This window comes from Klebsiella sp. WOUb02 (assembly GCF_050058015.1).
In the GTDB taxonomy this organism is placed as follows: Bacteria; Pseudomonadota; Gammaproteobacteria; order Enterobacterales; family Enterobacteriaceae; genus Klebsiella.
Genome location: NZ_CP170110.1, coordinates 3,216,614 through 3,230,602 on the forward strand (window position 1 = coordinate 3,216,614; position 13,989 = coordinate 3,230,602).

The 13,989-nt window shown below is 57.3% G+C and carries 13 protein-coding genes and 2 pseudogenes; 9 read left to right on the forward strand and 6 right to left on the reverse strand.

Going from position 1 to position 13,989, the window contains the following annotated elements; translation table 11 throughout:
* Window positions 1–196: 196 nt before the first annotated feature.
* Together msrA and ABOC21_RS22515 are read left to right on the forward strand one after the other, a co-directional pair.
* Window positions 197–835 carry a peptide-methionine (S)-S-oxide reductase MsrA gene (gene msrA, locus ABOC21_RS22510; RefSeq protein ID WP_426813337.1) on the forward strand — a complete coding sequence of 213 codons (639 nt, stop codon included), beginning with the start codon at window positions 197–199 and terminating at the stop codon, window positions 833–835.
* Between the two features lie 172 nt (window positions 836–1,007).
* Window positions 1,008–2,352: pseudogene (locus tag ABOC21_RS22515) on the forward strand (hemolysin family protein).
* 75 nt (window positions 2,353–2,427) lie between these two features.
* On the opposite strand, the gene ABOC21_RS22520 reads toward ABOC21_RS22515, so the two are convergent.
* A complete protein-coding gene (locus ABOC21_RS22520; RefSeq protein WP_041143739.1) occupies window positions 2,428–2,634 on the reverse strand; it encodes a DUF1107 domain-containing protein in 207 nt (68 codons plus the stop codon).
* A gap of 318 nt (window positions 2,635–2,952) precedes the next feature.
* Here ABOC21_RS22520 and ABOC21_RS22525 point away from each other — a divergent pair, with 318 nt between their 5' ends.
* The gene (locus ABOC21_RS22525) at window positions 2,953–3,510 is read left to right on the forward strand and encodes a YtfJ family protein (RefSeq protein ID WP_426813338.1); all 558 of its coding nucleotides are present in this window, start codon (window positions 2,953–2,955) and stop codon (window positions 3,508–3,510) included.
* On the opposite strand, the gene cysQ is transcribed toward ABOC21_RS22525, so the two are convergent.
* Window positions 3,500–4,243 (reverse strand): 3'(2'),5'-bisphosphate nucleotidase CysQ, encoded by a 744-nt coding sequence (gene cysQ, locus ABOC21_RS22530; protein WP_426813339.1) that lies wholly within the window; start codon window positions 4,241–4,243, stop codon window positions 3,500–3,502. The genes ABOC21_RS22525 and cysQ overlap by 11 nt on opposite strands.
* 191 nt (window positions 4,244–4,434) lie before the next feature.
* Here cysQ and ABOC21_RS22535 point away from each other — a divergent pair, with 191 nt between their 5' ends.
* Window positions 4,435–6,378: a bifunctional 2',3'-cyclic-nucleotide 2'-phosphodiesterase/3'-nucleotidase gene (locus tag ABOC21_RS22535; protein WP_426813340.1), complete on the forward strand. Its 1,944-nt coding sequence runs from the start codon at window positions 4,435–4,437 to the stop codon at window positions 6,376–6,378.
* A gap of 8 nt (window positions 6,379–6,386) precedes the next feature.
* Here the strand turns inward: ABOC21_RS22535 and ABOC21_RS22540 are convergent, their stop codons facing one another.
* The gene (locus ABOC21_RS22540) at window positions 6,387–6,767 is read right to left on the reverse strand and encodes a winged helix-turn-helix transcriptional regulator (protein ID WP_426813341.1); all 381 of its coding nucleotides are present in this window, start codon (window positions 6,765–6,767) and stop codon (window positions 6,387–6,389) included.
* Between the two features lie 89 nt (window positions 6,768–6,856).
* On the opposite strand from ABOC21_RS22540, the gene ABOC21_RS22545 reads away from it, so the two are divergent.
* From ABOC21_RS22545 to ytfE, 4 genes are all read left to right on the forward strand, one after another.
* On the forward strand, window positions 6,857–7,705 hold the full coding sequence (locus tag ABOC21_RS22545; protein ID WP_426813342.1) for an SDR family oxidoreductase: 849 nt from the start codon (window positions 6,857–6,859) through the stop codon (window positions 7,703–7,705).
* Window positions 7,706–7,785: 80 nt separating this feature from the next.
* Window positions 7,786–8,610: an AraC family ligand binding domain-containing protein gene (locus ABOC21_RS22550; RefSeq protein WP_426815562.1), complete on the forward strand. Its 825-nt coding sequence runs from the start codon at window positions 7,786–7,788 to the stop codon at window positions 8,608–8,610.
* A 75-nt stretch (window positions 8,611–8,685) separates the two neighbouring features.
* On the forward strand, window positions 8,686–9,660 hold the full coding sequence (locus tag ABOC21_RS22555; RefSeq protein WP_426815563.1) for a DMT family transporter: 975 nt from the start codon (window positions 8,686–8,688) through the stop codon (window positions 9,658–9,660).
* Between the two features lie 82 nt (window positions 9,661–9,742).
* Window positions 9,743–10,405, forward strand: coding sequence for an iron-sulfur cluster repair protein YtfE (gene ytfE / locus ABOC21_RS22560; protein ID WP_426813343.1), 663 nt, complete (start codon window positions 9,743–9,745; stop codon window positions 10,403–10,405).
* A gap of 190 nt (window positions 10,406–10,595) precedes the next feature.
* On the opposite strand, the pseudogene cycA reads toward ytfE, so the two are convergent.
* From cycA to ABOC21_RS22575, 3 genes and pseudogenes are all read right to left on the reverse strand, one after another.
* Window positions 10,596–12,000: pseudogene (gene cycA / locus ABOC21_RS22565) on the reverse strand (D-serine/D-alanine/glycine transporter).
* Window positions 12,001–12,307: 307 nt separating this feature from the next.
* Window positions 12,308–12,928 (reverse strand): FKBP-type peptidyl-prolyl cis-trans isomerase, encoded by a 621-nt coding sequence (fklB, locus tag ABOC21_RS22570; protein ID WP_426813344.1) that lies wholly within the window; start codon window positions 12,926–12,928, stop codon window positions 12,308–12,310.
* A 26-nt stretch (window positions 12,929–12,954) separates the two neighbouring features.
* On the reverse strand, window positions 12,955–13,179 hold the full coding sequence (locus ABOC21_RS22575; RefSeq protein ID WP_426813345.1) for a hypothetical protein: 225 nt from the start codon (window positions 13,177–13,179) through the stop codon (window positions 12,955–12,957).
* Between the two features lie 80 nt (window positions 13,180–13,259).
* Here ABOC21_RS22575 and ABOC21_RS22580 point away from each other — a divergent pair, with 80 nt between their 5' ends.
* Entirely contained in the window at window positions 13,260–13,925 is a 666-nt protein-coding gene (locus ABOC21_RS22580; protein WP_426813346.1) for a LysM-like peptidoglycan-binding domain-containing protein, read from the forward strand.
* The last annotated feature ends 64 nt before the right edge of the window (window positions 13,926–13,989 follow it).

Genomic DNA, 13,989 nt, shown 5'->3' on the forward strand with positions numbered 1-13,989 from the left:
TATCCTTGTTTCCCCCCGCAGGAAACGAAAGCGCCGATCCCCGGCTTAACAAAACCCTAACAGCTAAGGGTTGAAAAAATGACGATAACCCAAATAATTCTTATGTTTAATCCAGACGTAGCGATCGTGTTTATTGTGTAAAAAGACACGCATCGTTACAACCTTAACTACGACTTATGTTTCAGAGAGGCCAACCGTGAGTCTATTTGATAAAACGCATCTTGTCGCCCAGGCGGATGCGCTCCCCGGACGTAACACCCCCATGCCGGTGGCAACGCTCCACGCCGTCAATGGCCACTCCATGACTAACGTTCCTGCGGGAATGGAAGTTGCGCTGCTGGCGATGGGCTGCTTTTGGGGAGTTGAGCGCCTGTTCTGGCAGCTGCCCGGCGTTTACAGCACCGCCGCGGGCTATACCGGCGGCTACACCCCTAACCCAACCTACCGCGAAGTCTGTTCCGGCGACACCGGCCACGCCGAAGCCGTACGCATCGTGTACGACCCGCAGGTCGTCAGCTATGAGCAGCTGCTGCAGGTATTCTGGGAAAACCATGACCCGGCTCAGGGAATGCAGCAGGGCAACGATCACGGTACCCAGTATCGTTCGGCTATCTATCCGCTGACGCCGGAGCAGGATGCGGCCGCTAAAGCCAGCCTGGCGCGTTTTCAGACGGCGATGCGCGACGCCAACGACCCGCGTCAGATTACCACCGAGATAGCCGCGGCGAAGCCGTTCTACTATGCTGAAGACGACCACCAGCAGTATCTGCATAAAAACCCGTACGGATACTGCGGGATTGGCGGGATCGGCGTATGCCTGCCGCCGCAGGCGTAATAGTGAATATTACCGGGGCGCGCAATTAACGCTCTGGCGGCTTTACAGTACCTTACGCTATACTAGGCTGTGTTGTAGCCGGTCCAGAGCCTTCGGACCGGTTTTTTATGTATTCCACATTAGCGTTATCAACTTCCCTTCCGAGGATCTGGCCTCAACGGCTGGATAAACTATGTTAAACAGTATTTTAGTAATACTTTGTCTGATTGCCGTCAGCGCATTTTTTTCGATATCAGAAATCTCGCTGGCCGCTTCACGTAAAATCAAACTCAAACTGCTGGCCGATGATGGTCACGTGAACGCGCAGCGCGTTCTCAAAATGCAGGAAAACCCCGGGATGTTCTTCACCGTCGTGCAAATCGGCCTCAACGCGGTGGCGATTCTCGGCGGTATCGTCGGCGACGCCGCATTTTCACCGGCTTTTAACATCCTGCTAAGCCGCTATATGTCGCCGGAACTCTCCGAGCAGACTCAGCTTTATTATCTCTTTTACTCTGGTCACCAGCCTGTTCATCCTGTTTGCTGACCTGACCCCGAAACGCATCGGTATGATTGCGCCAGAAGCCGTGGCTTTGCGCATCATCAACCCGATGCGCTTCTGCCTGATGGTGTTCCGCCCGCTGGTGTGGCTGTTCAACGGCATGGCCAACAATATTTTCCGGCTGTTCAAATTACCGATGGTGCGTAAAGACGACATCACCTCCGATGATATTTACGCGGTCGTCGAAGCCGGCGCGCTGGCCGGCGTGCTGCGTAAGCAGGAGCATGAGCTGATTGAGAACGTGTTCGAGCTGGAATCACGTACCGTTCCGTCGTCGATGACCTCGCGTGAAAATGTTATCTGGTTCGATCTCCACGAAGATGAGCAGAGCCTGAAGAACAAGGTTGCGGAGCATCCGCACTCCAAATTTCTGGTCTGTAACGAGGATATCGACCATATCATCGGCTACGTGGACTCCAAGGATCTGCTGAACCGCGTGCTGGCTAACCAAAGCCTGGTGCTGACCGGCGGCGTGCAGATCCGCAATACGCTAATTGTCCCTGATACCCTGACGCTGTCAGAAGCGCTGGAGAGCTTTAAAACCGCCGGCGAAGACTTCGCGGTGATCATGAACGAATATGCGCTGGTGGTGGGGATTATTACCCTGAACGACGTCATGACCACCCTGATGGGCGACCTGGTCGGCCAGGGGCTGGAGGAGCAGATCGTCGCCCGCGACGAGAACTCATGGCTGATTGACGGCGGTACGCCGATCGATGACGTGATGCGCGTGCTCGATATCGACGATTTTCCGCAGTCCGGCAACTATGAAACCATCGGCGGTTTTATGATGTTTATGCTGCGCAAAATTCCGAAACGCACCGACGCGGTGAAGTTCTCTGGCTACAAGTTTGAGGTGGTGGACATCGATAACTACCGCATCGATCAGTTGCTGGTCACCCGCATCGACAATAAACCGACGGTGATGGTACCGAAGCAGTCGGAAACGGCGGTAGGCGAAAAAGAGTCGGCGTAATCGCCGCCTGCAGAAACACTAACGGCTCCCATCAGGAGCCGTTTTTTTTACCGTACAGCTATACCACTTTTCAGATTAAGCCATCTCAGTTTGCAGACGCAGAACCTGACGATTGACCTCGGACATCACAGAAAAATGCTGCTTGTCCTTTACCTTCGGGATAAGGATTTTGCCCTTATCAAACTCAAAAGCGCCAACATCCTTGATATATAACCGTCCACGGAACAGGATCTTCACGTACTTCGCCACTTGTAGCGGATTGTAGCGTTGGAAAATTTTCATTGTTGTCTCCTGCCAGGGTTACGCTCCCGTGGTGCCACACTTAGCCCACGAATCCAGAACGCAAATTTTAATGCCCTGAAACTATAGTCCAGAACTTCTGTAATACCCAGCATGCATAAGTTTATTTACCTTTTGATGACATTAAATAAGAATTTTCTTTTCATACATACGTAGAAGTGAGTATAAGTCACCGATTTTATTCGAATATGTGCGTTAACACGCAATCTGGCACTCTGATTGCGTGTCATGCCGTTAAATCGCACATATGCTTAAGTCAGACCAAGTGGTCGGATCACCTGCACATAATAAGGAAACATCATGACCCTACGTAAAATTCTGGCGGCCTCCCTCCTTCTGCTTCCGCTGATCGCCTCGGCGCATAATTTTGTCGACGGTCAGCGCGTCGCGCCGGTTGGCATCGCCGACCGGGGAGAACTCATCCTGGATAACGATAAGTTTAGCTACAAAAACTGGAATAGCTCGCAGCTGGCAGGAAAAGTGCGGGTGATACAGCACATCGCCGGGCGCACGGCGGCAAAAGAGAAAAACGCCACGCTGATAGAAGCGATCAAGGCCGCGAAGCTGCCGCACGATCGCTATCAGACCACCACTATCGTCAATACCGATGACGCGATCCCGGGCTCAGGGGTGTTCGTGCGCAGCAGCATTGAGAGCAACAAGCAGCTCTATCCGTGGTCGCAGTTTATTGTCGACGATAACGGTCTGGCGCGTAAGGCGTGGCAGCTGCAGGAGAAGAGCTCGGCCATCGCGGTGCTGGATAAGGACGGGCGAGTTCAGTGGGCCAAAGACGGCGCGCTGACCCAGGATGAAGTGCAGCAGGTTATCGCCCTGCTGCACAAGCTGCTCAGTAAATAGAGACCCGGAAGCCGGGGTTGAGGAAGGATTCGCGCGGCGTGTAGTCGAGGGTTCTTCCCTGCCAGTCGTGAACGTGCGCCCCGGCGGCAACCGCGACCGCATGGCCGGCGGCGGTATCCCAGCTATTGGTCGGCCCGAAACGCGGATAGAGCTGGGCCTGACCTTCCGCCACCAGGCAGAACTTCAGCGACGAGCCGATCGAGGTGGTTTGGTGTTCGCCAAGCTGCTCAAGGTACTCCTCCAGCTCCGGATCGTTGCCGTGGGAGCGGCTGATGACCACCAGCGGAGGCCGGGCGTCGCGGACCTGAATTTGCTTACGCCTGCCGCACTCCTCTTTCCAGGCCTTGCCGTTTTCCGCGCAGTACAGCACCTTCATCACCGGCGCATAGACCACGCCAAGCACCGGTTTACCGTTTTCAATCAAGGCGATATTGACCGTAAACTCGCCGTTGCGCTTGATAAACTCTTTGGTGCCGTCCAGCGGGTCCACCAGCCAGTAGCGCTGCCAGTGCTGGCGCACCTGCCACTCCTGAGGGTCTTCTTCAGACAGGATCGGGATATCGGGGGTCAGCGCCAGCAGGCCGCTCATAATGACTTTGTGCGCCGCAATATCCGCCGCGGTGACCGGAGAATCATCCTTCTTGCTGGCGACGTCCATCGGCTGATTTCCATCATAGACTTCCATAATGGCATCGCCCGCGATCCGTGCAAGCTGACATACTTGTTCTAACATTCTCCACCTCATCTGGTTGCAGTGGCGTTAACTCGTTGTTTTATTTATATCGCATCGCTGCGAGTTGCGCTATCTGTGATAGCGATGGCGGTTTCAATTGTCGCTTTTCTGGCATGATTCACAATTCTGTAAGCAACAAAATGTAAATACATTTTCTTCTGTGCCATAGCTCATAAAAAAGGACGCCTCTGATGATTAAGTTTAGCGCAACGCTCCTGGCCACGCTGGTCGCTGCCAGCGTAAACGCGGCGACGGTCGATTTGCGGATCATGGAAACCACCGACCTGCACGGTAATATGATGGATTTTGACTATTACAAAGATGCCGCTACGGAAAAGTTTGGCCTCGTGCGCACCGCCACGCTGATTGAAAAAGCCCGTCAGGAGGTGAAAAACAGCGTGCTGGTCGATAACGGCGACGTTATTCAGGGTAGTCCACTGGGCGACTATATGGCAGCGAAAGGTCTCAAAAGCGGCGATATTCACCCAGTTTATAAGGCCATGAACACCCTGGATTACGCCGTGGGCAACCTCGGCAACCACGAGTTCAACTACGGCCTCGATTTTCTGCACAAAGCCCTTTCCGGGGCGAAATTCCCCTACGTCAACGCCAACATTATCGACGTAAAAACTGGCCAGCCGATGTTTACTCCCTACCTGATTCAGGAGACCAAAGTCGAGGATAGCGACGGCAAAACGCAGACCTTGCGCATCGGCTATATCGGCTTTGTGCCGCCGCAAATCATGACCTGGGATAAAGCCAATCTCGCCGGCAAAGTGACCGTGAACGACATTACCGCCACCGCGCGCAAATACGTTCCACAAATGCGCGAGCAAGGCGCGGACCTCGTGGTGGCGATCGCCCATTCGGGGCTCTCCGCCGATCCCTATCAGGTCATGGCGGAAAATTCGGTGTATTACCTCAGCCAGGTTCCCGGCGTTGATGCCATCATGTTCGGCCATGCGCACGCGGTATTCCCGGGGAAAGATTTCGCCAGCATCAAGGGCGCGGATATCAATAAGGGCACGCTTAACGGCATTCCGGCCGTGATGCCCGGCATGTGGGGAGATCATTTAGGCATCGTCGATCTGGCCCTCAGCCACGATAACGGCAGGTGGCAGGTCACCCAGGCTAAAGCCGAAGCCCGCCCAATCTACGATCCGGTGGCGAAGAAGTCGCTGGCGGCGGAAGATGGCAACATGGTGACGGTGCTAAAAGCCGACCACGACGCGACGCGCGAATTTGTCAGCAAGCCGATCGGCCGCGCCTCCGACAATATGTACAGCTTCCTGGCGCTGGTACAGGACGACCCGACCGTACAGGTGGTCAATATGGCGCAGAAAGCCTACGTCGAGCACTTTATTCAGGGCGATCCTGACCTGGCGAAGCTGCCGGTGCTCTCCGCCGCCGCGCCGTTTAAGGTCGGCGGACGCAAGAACGATCCCGCCAGCTTCGTCGAGGTGGAGAAAGGCCAGCTCACCTTCCGCAACGCCGCCGATCTGTATCTCTATCCGAACACCCTGGTGGTGATGAAGGTCAGCGGCAAGGAGGTCAAAGAGTGGCTGGAGTGCTCTGCCGGGCAGTTCAATCAGATAGACACGACCAGCAGCAGGCCGCAGTCATTGATCAACTGGGACGGTTTCCGCACCTATAACTTCGACGTGATTGACGGAGTTAATTACCAGATCGATGTCAGCCAGCCGGCGCGCTATGACGGCGAGTGCCAGATGATTAACCCGCAGGCGCAGCGCATTAAGGATCTGACCTTTAACGGCAAGCCCATTGACCCAGCGGCCACCTTCCTGGTCGCGACGAATAACTACCGCGCCTACGGCGGCAAGTTCGCCGGTACCGGCGATAGCCACATTGCTTTTGCTTCCCCGGATGAAAATCGCTCGGTGCTGGCGGCGTGGATTAGCGCTGAGTCGAAAAAAACGGGGGCCATCCACCCGGCGGCGGATAACAACTGGCGCCTGGCGCCGCTCCACGGCAAGGTGCCGCTGGACATCCGCTTTGAAACCGCGCCAACCGAAAAAGCGGCGGCATTTATTAAAGAGCAGGCGCAGTACCCGATGCGTCAGGTTGCCACCGACGATATCGGCTTTGCCATCTATCAGCTGGATCTGAGCAAGTAGCTATCTGCTCAGGCAACGGTCTGCTCGTGGTTCGCCAGAACCGCGGGCAGGTTCAGCTCAACCCAGTCGGCCAGCGCCGCCACCTTCTCGCTCACCTGCTCACCCAGCGGAGTCAGGCTATATTCAACGTGCGGCGGGACCACCGGATACGACACCCGGTCGATAAAGCCGTCCTGCTCCAGCGCCTGCAGCGACTGGGCCAGCATCTTTTCACTCACGCCGCCCATCTTGCGACGCAGATCGCTGAAGCGGTGGGTTCCCGCGCGCAGCGCCACGAGGATGAGCACGCCCCAGCGGCTGGTGACGTGCTTCAACACATCGCGCGACGGGCACTGCTCGGCAAACAGATTGCCGTCGCGCAGCTGTTCACTTAGCGTCAGATTCGCCATTTCATACTTACCTTTTTGTACGTACTTACTAAAAGTTAGCTAAGGTGTTAGCTTACCACAACAGTTAATAAACACGAAGGAGAAGACCCATGATCGCAATTACCGGCGCCACCGGCCAGCTGGGCCACCACGTTCTGCAAGAGCTGTTAAAAACCGTTTCCGCCAGCCAGATTGTGGCGATTGTCCGCAACCCGGCGAAGGCCGAATCCCTGAGCCAGCAGGGTCTGGTCGTCCGTCAGGCGGATTACACCGACCAGGCGGCGTTCACCGCCGCGCTGCAGGGCGTGGATAAGCTGCTGCTGATCTCATCCAGCGAAGTGGGCCAGCGTGCGGCCCAGCATCGCAACGTCATCCAGGCAGCCAAAGCCGCCGGGGTTAAATTTATCGCCTACACCAGCCTGCTGCATGCGGATAAATCTCCGCTTGGCCTGCACGTTGAGCACGTGGAAACCGAGAAGATGTTGGCCGAATCCGGCATCGCCTATACCCTTCTGCGCAACGGCTGGTACACCGAAAACTATCTCGCCAGCGCGCCGCCGGCTCTGGAACACGGCGTCTTTATCGGCGCCGCCGGCGACGGCAAAATTGCCTCCGCGACCCGTGCCGACTATGCCGCCGCCGCCGCCCGCGTCGTCGCCGAAGAGGGCCATGCCGGGAAGGTTTACGAGCTGGCGGGCGATGAGGCCTGGACCCTGAGCGCGCTGGCCGCCGAGCTGAGCAAACAGAGCGGTAAGAACGTGGTTTATCAGAACCTTAGCGAAGCCGACTTCGCCGCGGCGCTGAAGGGCGTGGGCCTGCCGGCAGGGCTGGCGGATATGCTCGCGGACTCCGATATCGGCGCCTCTAAGGGCGGCCTGTTTGACGACAGCCATACCCTGAGCAGCCTGATTGGCCGCCCGACCACCTCCCTGGCGGAGAGCGTCAAAGGCATCCTGTAACTGTTGCAAACTGGTTAATTTTTGTAGCATCCCCGTAGGTCATCTCCGATAATCAAAGATGGCCTATGGGGAGAAAGCAGATGCAGGGCGTACCGGAACAGTTCAGCGATGAGAGAGACAGCGCGCGCTTTCGCCATCTGGCGCAGGTGCCGGGCGTGGAGCTGTATCATGCCCATATCTCCCGCTACGCCTTCGAACCACATACCCACGAAGCCTTCGGCATTGGCGCGATTGAGCTGGGCGCCGAGCGCTTTCGCTATCGCGGCAGCCAGTACGTCGCCGCGGTAAACTCCATCGTCACCATGAATCCCGACGAGCTGCACACCGGCGAAGCGGAAACCGCCGACGGCTGGCGCTATCGGATGGTTTATCTCGATCCCGCCCTGCTGGAAGAGGTGACCGGCGTGCGCCACTGGTGGTTCAGCGAAGTGGTGCGCCAGGATCCGCTGCGTTCGCAGCGGCTCTGCCATCTTATATACGGCCTGTGGCACGCCGACGATCCGCTGGCCCAGCAGGGCCTGCTGCTCGACGTGATCGATACCTTTCGCCCGTTTGCCCGTCACGCGCCGGTGCTGACGGAAGCCGCCCACCGCTTCGAACGCGTGCGCGAGTATCTGCACGACAACTACATGCGCGCGGTCACTCTCGATGAGCTGGCGCAGGTTGCCACCCTCAGTCCCTGGCATTTTCAGCGCCAGTTTAAAGCCCATTTCCACGTCACGCCCCACCAAATGCTGATGGCTATTCGCCTGTGGCGCGCCAAAGCCTTCCTGACGCACGGGATGCCCGCCGCCGAAGTCGCCGCCGCCGCCGGTCTTACCGACCAGTCGCATCTGACCCGCGCCTTTACCCGCCGCTACGGGATCACCCCGGTGCGCTATCAAAAACAGGTCATCCGGCGCTAATGCGCAATCTCATACAATATTCTCCCGCCGGCCTCGCCTACACTTTGGCCAACAATAATGATGATGGATGGCGTGATGATTAGCGGCGTGCTGTATGCCCTGCTGGCAGGGTTGATGTGGGGTCTGATTTTTGTCGGCCCTCAGGTGGTGCCGGAATACCCGGCGGTACTGCAGTCCATGGGCCGCTATCTGGCGCTGGGGCTCATCGCCCTGCCGCTGGCGTGGCTTGGCCGCGTAAGGCTGCGCCAGCTTTCGGCGCAGGACTGGCGGGTGGCCTGCGGGCTGACCATGATGGGCAACCTTATCTATTACGTTTGCCTCGCCAGCGCCATCCAGCGTACCGGCGCCCCGGTCGCCACCATGATTATCGGCACCCTGCCGGTGGTGCTGCCGGTGTTGGCTAACCTGCTGTACAGCCAGCGCGACGGCAGGCTGCCGTGGCGGCGCTTATTCCCGGCGCTGGCGTGCATTGCGCTTGGCCTGGCGTGCGTCAATATCGCCGAGCTGCGCCAGGGCGCAGGGGCGTTTAGCTTCTGGCGCTATGCTTCCGGGATCGCGCTGGCGCTGGTCTCCGTGGCCTGCTGGGCGTGGTATGCGCTGCGCAACGCCCGCTGGCTGCGCGAGAATCCGGATAAGCATCCGATGATGTGGGCAACCGCCCAGGCGCTGGTGACGCTGCCGCTTTCGCTGGTGGGCTACATCGCCGCCTGCTGGTGGCTACACGGCCAGCAGGTCAGCTTCCCCCTTCCCTTTGGTCCGCGTCCGCTGGTCTTCGTGACGCTGATGCTGGCCATCGCCGTGTTCTGCTCGTGGGTCGGAGCGTTATGCTGGAACATCGCCAGCCAGAAGCTGCCGACGGTGATACTCGGGCCGCTTATCGTCTTCGAGACGCTTGCCGGCCTGCTGTATACCTTCCTGCTGCGCCAAAGCCTGCCGCCGCTGCTGACGCTCAGCGGTATCCTGCTGCTGGTCGTGGGCGTTATCTCCGCCGTGCGCGCCCGGCCGGAAAAGCCGCGGCTGGTGGCGCAGGTCAGCGTGAACAGAAAATAGCCTGGTATCCGAAAGGGGTATTTCCTTGCCAATAAGATGCATTTAAAATACAACTTATATTCTTGATGACGAGGTAATTGCTATGGCTTTCCGTGACCAACCTTTAGGCGAGCTGGCGCTGACGATCCCACGCGCCTCCGCGCTGTTCCGTAAATACGACATGGACTACTGCTGCGGCGGGAAACAAACGCTGGATCGCGCGGCATCGCGCAAAGAGCTGGACGTCGCGGTCATCGAGGCGGAGCTGATGAAGCTTGCGCAAGAGCCGGCGGAGCGCGACTGGCGCGTCGCGCCCTACGCCGAGATCATCGACCATATTATCGTGCGCTATCATGACCGCCATCGCGAGCAGCTGCCGGAGCTTATTCTGCAGGCCACCAAGGTTGAGCGCGTGCATGCCGATAAGCCCAATGTGCCGAACGGCTTAACCAAATACCTGACCATGCTGCATCAGGAACTCTCCAGCCACATGATGAAGGAGGAGCAGATCCTGTTCCCGATGATTAAGCAGGGCATGGGAACCCAGGCCGCTGGCCCTATCAGCGTGATGGAAAGCGAGCACGACGAAGCGGGTGAACTGCTGGAAGTGATCAAGCACGTCACCCATAACGTAACGCCGCCGCCGGAAGCCTGCACCACCTGGAAAGCGATGTACAACGGCATTAATGAACTGATCGACGACCTGATGGAACACATCAGCCTGGAAAATAATGTCCTGTTCCCACGCGCCCTTGCCGGAAAATAAATAAAAAAAGGCGCCCGCGGGCGCCCTCGATACTGTCAGTCTTATTGGCCACTCCGGGTGGCCTTTTTTTATGACGGGCGTCCTGCCCGTCCCCCTACGGGCCGTTGCAAGCAACGTTAAAAATCTTTCCCGAAGATTTTTTATGACGGGCCGTTGCAGGCAACGTTAAAAATCTCTCCCGAAGATTTTTTTATTTCGCCAGACGCTTCTTACCGGCAAAGAACCAGCCGGCCGCCAGCAGAATAAACCACAGCGGCGTGACCATCAGCGCTTCGCGCGTATCGGTTTCCAGGGTCAGCAGCACCAGAACGAAGACGAAGAACGCCATACAAACCCAGCACATCAGCTTGCCCAGCGGCATCTTATATTTGGACTGCTCGTGCAGCTGCGGACGCTTTTTGCGATAGACCAGATACGAACACAGAATAATCGTCCAGACGAACATAAACAGAATGGCCGAAACCGTGGTGATCATGGTGAACGCGGAAATCACGCTCGGATTGACCATCAGCATCACCACCCCGCCCAGCAGGCACATGCAGGAGAAGGTCAGGCCCTTCGCCGGTACCGCGCGTTTCGACAGCCTGGCGAACATCGCCGGCGCCTGGCCATCCTGCGCCAGACCAAACAGCATCCGGCTGGTGGAGAATACGCCGCTGTTCGCCGAAGAAGCCGCGGAGGTCAGCACCACGAAGTTAATCAGGCTGGCGGCGGCCGGCAGGCCCACCAGCACAAAGAGTTCGACGAACGGGCTCTTGGTCGGCACCACCGAGCTCCACGGCGTCACCGACATAATCACGATCAGCGCGAAGACGTAGAACATAATAATACGCAGCGGGATCGAGTTAATCGCGCGCGGCAGGGATTTCTCCGGATCTTTGGTTTCCGCAGCGGTGGTACCCACCAGCTCAATCCCGACAAAGGCGAAGACCGCAATCTGGAAACCGGCAAAGAATCCGCTAATCCCTTTCGGGAACCAGCCGCCGTCATTCCACAGGTGAGCAAAAGAGGCTTCCACGCCGGTCGGCGATTTGAAATGCATCAGCACCATCACCAGGCCGACGACAATCAGCGCCACGATAGCGACGATCTTGACCATCGCAAACCAGAACTCCATTTCACCAAACATTTTCACGGTGGCAAGGTTCAGGCTCAGCAGCAGCAGGATCACCGCCAGCGAGGCCACCCAGTCGGAGAGGCCCGGGAACCAGAACTGGGCGTAGGCGGTAATCGCCACAACGTCCGCCATCCCGGTCACCACCCAGCAGAACCAGTAGGTCCAGCCGGTAAAGTATCCGGCCCACGGCCCCAGAAGATCGGCGGCGAAATCGCTGAACGATTTATATTCCAGATTCGACAGCAGCAGTTCGCCCATCGCACGCATGACGAAAAACAGCATGAAGCCAATGATCATATAGACAAAAATGATGGATGGCCCGGCGAGGCTAATTGTTTTACCGGACCCCATAAATAACCCGGTACCGATAGCGCCGCCGATGGCAATCAGTCTGAATATGCCGGTTTGTGAGATTTCGCCGCAGCGATTGTTCCGTCGGAGCCAGCTCTTCAGCGGCGACTTTAACCTGATCTACCATGTGATATTTTCCTGTTATACCTGTCTGTGTTGTTCGAGTCTCTACTGGCCCGTCATTGGTCATTACCCCTGGAAAAGGGCTTATCGATATTAGGTAAGAATCGGAAGGATGAATACTATGATTTAGATATAATGTTAATTTTATGTTTAAAGTGAGTGTTATATCACTCCACTCACGCGAAACAGCTCACAAAGCTACGCCAAAAAATCATTTAAGCAAGATTAAACTCTAACAAAATTCAAACTTAAGCGTTTTACGCTACTTTTAAGCTGCTTCCCCGCCATTAAGGAGAGGAAGCCACTACTGCTTAGATAATATCCAGCAGATCTACTTCAAAAATCAGGGTGCTGAACGGAGGAATCGATGCGCCCGCGCCGCGCTCGCCGTAGGCCAGGTTGTGCGGAATAGTCAGCTCCCATTTTGAGCCAACCGGCATCAGGGTCAGCGCTTCAATCCAGCCGCCGATCACGCCGGTTACCGGGAATTCCGCCGGCTCGCCGCGCGCAACGGAGCTGTCAAAAACGGTACCGTCGATCAGTTTACCGGTGTAGTGCACGCGAACGTGGTCGGTACGCGCCGGGATAGCGCCTTCGCCCTGGGTCAGGACGCGGAACTGCAGCCCGGATTCGGTGCTGTTCACGCCTTCGCGCTCGCGGTTTTCATCGAGGTATTTCTGGCCATCTGCCGCCAGCTCCTGGAAACGTTCGCGGCGTACCGCATCGGCACGTTCGTGAATTTCACGCAGCGCGCGGTGAACGGCTTCAACCGGCACCTGCGGCTGATTGCCTTCCAGCGCATCAACAATACCGGCTACCAGCGCCTCAGGCAGCAGCCCCTGCAGGCCAGATTCGCTCAGCTGTTGTCCAACCTGCAAGCCGATACCGTAACTTGCCTGCGCTTCGATAGTGTCAAAAGTCGGGGTTGCCATCTTTGTTCCTTTTTTGGGTGGAAAATTCATACGCTATAAACTTCGGCCTGCGGGAAGGCGGCGGGCTCCTGAACTGCGGCGGCATAAATAACGCCATACGCGAAGCGAGCCGGCAACCCGAAAGACGACGAGTATAAAGCGGTGGGCAGCATATCAGCCACAGCGCGATGGGTAAAACTTTGTCGCTGGATGATGACAAATCTGAGGGAAACAGAAACAATAGGCAATATCAGGCTGACCTCACGAAACATATCTTTGTCTCGTCCATCAGGAAGTTAGCCATCTATACTCTACGGAGCAGCATAAAAATATGCGGAGCAGGAGGAAAGCCATGCCCGGGCGCTTTGAAATGACACCTACCCTGGCGAAGATCTGGCACGCCCCGGATCACATTCGCATTATGGATCCGCTGCCGCCAATGCACCGTCGGGGCATTATCGCCGGAGCCCTGCTGGTGGTTATCGGCATACTGCTCCCCTCCGAGGACAGCAGCACGTCCGCCCAGGTCAGCCGCGACGCCAGCCTCGACATGCAATCGCAGTCCCAGCCGCAATCGTCATCGTCGCAGGCGATGCCGCTGCCGCCGATTACCTCAACGCCCACGGTAAGCGACGCCGACCAGATGGCGCCGGTAGCCCCGGAGCCCGTTCAGGATGAGCAGCCGGCCGAGCAGCAGAATCAGACCTACTCTCAGCCTCAGCAACAGCAGCAGCAATCTGCGCCGGGAATCGAGCAGCAGTGGCGCACCTATCGCATCGAGTCAGGCAAAACCCTCGCCCAGCTGTTCCGCGACCATAACCTGCCGCCAACCGACGTCTACGCCATGGCTCAGGTCGAAGGTTCGGGCAAACCGCTCAGCACGCTGCAAACCGGGCAAACGGTACAGATCCGGCAGAATGCGAATGGCGTGGTAACCGGCCTGACTATCGATATCGGCGGCGGGCAGCAGGTGCTGTTTACCCGTCAGGCAAACGGCAGCTTTATCCGCGTGCGATAATCGGCGCGCATAAAGCGCCGTGGGGAGCGCAGAAAAGCAAAACGCCGGCACAAGGCCGGCGTCT